Genomic DNA, 4,963 nt, shown 5'->3' with positions numbered 1-4,963 from the left:
CTCAGCGCACCCCCGGGCGGCGCGGGGATCACGCCCGTGGCGGTCGACGTGACCGACTCCGTGTCGCTCCGGGCGCTCGCCGATCGGGTCCGCGCGGACCACGGCCGCCTGGACGCGGTGGTCACCTTCGCCGGGATCCTGGGGATCGGGCCGCTCGCCGAGACCGACCCCGAGCGGGTCCAGCAGGTGCTCGACGTGAACGTCATGGGGACCGTCCGCACCGTGCACGCGATGTTCGACCTGCTCCGCGCGAGTAGCGGACGGGTGGTCCTCATCAGCTCGGAGACCGGCCCCCAGCACGGGATGCCGATGAACGGCGCCTACGCCATGAGCAAGCACGCCGTCGAGGCCTACGGGGACTCCCTGCGGCGCGAGCTCATGTTCCTCGGCCTCGACGTGGTGCTCATCCAACCGGGCCCGTTCCGCACGGGGATGACCGCCTCGATCCGGCGGCGCTTCCAGGAGTCGACGCTCCCGGGCTCGCCCTTCGCCGCCATGGCCGCCGTGATGGGGGAGATGGCGGCGGGGGAGGACGACAAGGCCACCGATCCCCGGGTCCTGGCGGAGGCCGTCTGGACCGCCGGGACCACCGCCCGGCCCCGTCACCGCTACGCCGTGAAGTGGGACCTCGGCCGCAGACTCCTGGACCACCTCCCCGTCCCGGTGGTGGACAGGGCGCTCACGCTGGCACTGGGCGGCAGGATCAACGCCAAGCGGCTCGAACTGCGGCGCGAGGCGGCGGACACCCTCAGCGCCGCCGACGCGGAGGTGCGGCCGTGAGCAACCTCGACGCCCGTCCGGAGGAGATCGAGTGCGAGGCGGGCGGATCGCCCGGTGGACCCGAACCCGGGGGCGCCGCGGTGGAGATCATCACCTCCCGTGACGTCCCGCTCGGCGGGCCGCGGGCGATGACGGTCAGGCGGACGCTCCCGCAGCGACAGCGCTCCCTGATCGGCGCCTGGTGCTTCGTCGACCACTACGGGCCCGACGACGTCTCGGCCACCGGCGGCATGGACGTGCCCTCGCATCCGCACACCGGACTCCAGACCGTCAGCTGGCTCTTCGAGGGCAACGTGACCCACCACGACTCCGGTGATAACCACGCGGTGGTCCGGCCCGGCGAGGTCAACCTCATGACCTCCGGGGCGGGCATCTGCCACACCGAGGTCTCCACCCAGGACACGGGTGTGCTGCACGGGGTGCAACTGTGGACGGCGCTCCCCGAGCGGGACCGTGAGAGCACCGGCCGACGGTTCGAGCACCATGTCCCCGAGGCGGTGGAGTACGAGGGCGGATCCGCCCTGGTCTTCATCGGGTCGCTGCTGGGCTCGTCGTCGTCGGTCACCACGTTCACCCCCCTGCTCGGCGCGGAGCTCCGCCTGGATCCCGGCGCCCGGCTCACCCTCGACGTGGACCCGGGGTTCGAGCACGGACTCCTGGTGGACGCCGGCGACATCACGCTCGAGGGCGTGACCGTCGCACCCGCCCAGCTGGGCTACACCGGTGTCGGCGAGACCACCCTGACCATCCACAACACCGGATCCACCCCGGCGCGGATGATCCTCATCGGCGGTACGCCGTTCGGTGAGGAGATCGTGATGTGGTGGAACTTCATCGGTCGCGGCCACGACGAGATCGTGCGCTACCGGCAGGAGTGGGAGGACGGGTCGGACCGCTTCGGCCGGGTCGACGGCTACATCGGGAGGAACCCCGACGGGCTCACCCGCCTCCCCGCGCCCACCCTGCCCGGCAGCGTGCTCACGCCGAGGGCGAACCCGGCCGCGCGGGCGCGGGCCGGGGAGGAGGTCTGATCGTGGGTGTCCCGCAGCTGGACCGTGCCCAGCGTGAGGTCTACAAGCAGCTCGTCCGCACGGCGGTCGCCTCCCGGGAGGCGTCCACCGGTGCCGGGCTGGAGGAGTCGCTGCTCGAGCTGGTCAACATCCGTGTCTCCCAGCTCAACGGCTGCGCGGCCTGCCTGGCCACGCACGTGCCGGCCGCCCGGAAGGCAGGGGTCTCGCAGGAGCGACTGGACCTGCTCCCGGCGTGGCGGGACATCGACGAGTTCGGCGATCCCGAACGGGCCGCTCTCCGTCTGGCGGAGACGCTCACGCGCCTGGACAGCGTCGACGAGCGCGGGGCGGCCACGGCCGCCGCCGCCGAGCACTTCGACGAGGACCAGCTCTCCGCGCTCGAGTGGTCGATCGTGTTGATCAACGCCTTCAACCGGGTCTCGATCGCCAGCGACCACCGGGTGCGCATCGAGGACTGATCCCGGGCCCGGGCGGGGTGCCGGGCCAGCGCCGGGAGCACGGGAGCCGCATCGGGACTACCGTGGGCGCTGTGAGCGAGAAGCCGGACGTCCAGACCCTCGGCGAACTGCGCGCCGCGGGGTACACCAGCCGCAGCCTGCGCGAGGAGATGCGCGAGAACCTCCTGGCGGGCCTGGCCGCGGGCCGCGATCCCTGGCCGGGGATGCACGGATTCGACTCCACGGTCATCCCGCAACTGGAGCGGGCGATCATCGCGGGCCACGACATCGTCCTGCTGGGCGAGCGCGGACAGGGCAAGACCCGCCTGCTGCGCACCCTGGTGGGACTGCTCGACGAGTGGTCGCCCGTCGTCGAGGGATCCGAGCTCGGGGAGGACCCGCTCGCGCCGATCACCACGGAGACGCGGGACCGGGTCACCAGGGAGGGGGACGCCCTGCCCATCGGCTGGCGACACCGGACCGAGCGGTACGTCGAGAAGCTCTCCACCCCGGACACCTCCGTGGCGGACATGATCGGCGACGTCGACCCCATGCGGGTGGCCGAGGGACGGCGCCTGGGCGACCCGGAGACCATCCACTACGGACTGGTGCCCCGCGCCAACCGCGGCATCGTGGCGCTCAACGAGCTCCCCGACCTGGCGGAGCGCATCCAGGTGGCCCTGCTCAACGTCATGGAGGAGCGGGACGTCCAGATCCGGGGTTACGTGCTCCGGTTGCCCCTCGACGTGCTGGTGGTGGCCTCGGCCAACCCGGAGGACTACACCAACCGCGGCCGGATCATCACCCCGCTCAAGGATCGTTTCGGCGCCGAGATCCGCACGCACTACCCGTTGGACCTGTCCGACGAGATCGAGGTCGTGCGGCAGGAGGCGGACCTCACGGCGGAGGTCCCGGACGCCCTGATGGAGCTGCTCGCCCGGTTCACCCGCGAACTGCGGACGTCGGACTCGGTCAACCAGGCCTCCGGCGTGTCCGCGCGCTTCGCGATAGCCGGCGCCGAGACCGTCGCGGCGGCGGCCAGGCGTCGCGCCGCCGTCCGCGGGACCGACGACCCCGGCGAGGCGGTGGCGAGGCTGGTCGACGTCGACGCCGCCGTGGACGTGCTCCGCGGGAAGATCGAGTTCGAGCCGGGGGAGGAGGGCCGCGAGCCGGAGATCCTCCGCTACCTCCTGCGCAGTGCCACCGTCGACGTGGTGCGCGAGATGTTCCGCGGTCTCGACCTGGCCCCGCTCGTGGAGGCGTTCGACGGCTCGGTGACCCTGACGACCGGCGCCAGCGTGACCGCGGCGGAGTTCCTCGAGGCCCTGCCCGAGCTCTCCGAGCCGGGCCTGTACGACCAGATCGCCGAACGCGCGGGCGCCACGACGGTGGGGCAGCGGGCCGGGGCGATCGAGTTCGCGCTGGAGGGGCTCTACCTCTCGCGGCGTCTGTCCAAGGAGACCGGGGACGGCGCCGCCGTCTACGGCTGACACCCCGCGGTGGCCGTACCCGCCGACCGGCCGATGAGGTCGACGGTGAGGGCCGGGACGCCGCCGGAGCAGGAGGTACGCGATGTCGCGAGATGAACCCCGCGCGCGGTACGGCCGCTACGTCGGCGGCCCCGACCCGCTCGCGCCCCCTCTCGATTTGTCCGAGGCGCTCGACGCGGTGTCCGACGGGGTGATGTCCGGATACTCGCCCGAGCAGTCGATGCGCGAGTTCCTGCGTCGGGGAGGACGAGGCCAGACCGGTCTCGACGACCTGGCCGGCAGGGTGCAGCGCCGTCGCCGTGAACTACTCGAGCGAGGCCACCTGGGCGGGACCCTGGAGGAGGTGTCCGAGCTCCTGGACAAGGCCCTGCTGGCCGAGCGCGGGCAGCTCGCCCGGGACACGCAGATGGACCCGATGGATCGCACCCTGCGCGAGATGACGATCGAGAACCTCCCGGACTCCCCGGCCGCGGCGGTCGGGGAGCTGGCCGACTACGACTGGGCCTCCACCGATGCCCGCGAGGCCTACCGCCGGATCCAGGACCTCCTCGGGGCGGAGGCGCTCGAGTCGCGGTTCGCCGGCATGAAACAGGCCCTGGAGAACGCGACCGACGACGACCGGGCGGCGGTGTCGGAGATGCTCGCCGACCTCACCGAGTTGCTCGACAAGCACGCTCGCGGGCAGGACACCCCCGAGGACTTCGAGCGCTTCATGGACAAGCACTCCGACTCCTTCCCGGAGCAACCCGCCGACATCGACGAGCTCATCGACGTCCTGGCCAGGCGCGCGGCGGCCGCGCAACGCATGATGCGGTCGATGACGCCGGAGCAGCGGGAGGAGCTGATGGCGCTCTCGCAGCAGGCGTTCGGCTCGCCGGAACTCATGGAGCAGCTCGGGCGCCTCGACGGCCTGCTCCAGTCGCTCCGGCCCGGCGAGGACTGGGACGGCTCCGCGGACTTCTCCGGCGAGGAGGGGCTGGGATTCTCCGAGGGCGCGGCGGCCATGGCCGAACTCGGCGACCTGGACCGTCTCGCCGAGCAGCTGGCGCGGGGCGGTGAGGGCTCGCCCCTGTCCGAACTGGACCTCGAGGCCGTGGCCCGTCACCTCGGTGGCGAGGCCGCCGTCTCCCTGCGCACGCTGGCGCGGCTCGAGCAGTCGATGCGCGAGTCGGGGTACCTGAGCAGGCGCCCCGACGGCGACCTGAGGCTGTCCCCGGCCGCCCTG

At 72.5% G+C, this 4,963-nt stretch carries 4 protein-coding genes and 1 pseudogene; all 5 read left to right on the top strand.

Going from position 1 to position 4,963, the window contains the following annotated elements:
• The coding region (locus G6021_RS02115) for an SDR family NAD(P)-dependent oxidoreductase (protein WP_182640568.1) at positions 1 to 780 on the top strand (780 nt) is incomplete at its 5' end.
• A gap of 26 nt (positions 781 to 806) precedes the next feature.
• Complete coding sequence (locus G6021_RS02110) at positions 807 to 1,811, top strand: pirin family protein (protein WP_259847202.1); 1,005 nt, start codon at positions 807 to 809, stop codon at positions 1,809 to 1,811.
• A 2-nt stretch (positions 1,812 to 1,813) separates the two neighbouring features.
• Positions 1,814 to 2,269, top strand: a complete 456-nt coding sequence (locus tag G6021_RS02105; protein WP_179525957.1) for a carboxymuconolactone decarboxylase family protein — start codon at positions 1,814 to 1,816, stop codon at positions 2,267 to 2,269.
• Between the two features lie 71 nt (positions 2,270 to 2,340).
• The gene (locus tag G6021_RS02100; RefSeq protein ID WP_179525956.1) at positions 2,341 to 3,738 is read left to right on the top strand and encodes a sigma 54-interacting transcriptional regulator; all 1,398 of its coding nucleotides are present in this window, start codon (positions 2,341 to 2,343) and stop codon (positions 3,736 to 3,738) included.
• A gap of 82 nt (positions 3,739 to 3,820) precedes the next feature.
• Positions 3,821 to 4,963 (top strand): annotated as a pseudogene (locus G6021_RS02095) (hypothetical protein); the annotation flags it as partial.

It is taken from the genome of Dietzia sp. CW19, from assembly GCF_014145265.1.
In the GTDB taxonomy this organism is placed as follows: domain Bacteria; phylum Actinomycetota; class Actinomycetes; order Mycobacteriales; family Mycobacteriaceae; genus Dietzia; species Dietzia natronolimnaea.
This window is presented reverse-complemented; position numbering and strand designations above follow the sequence as displayed.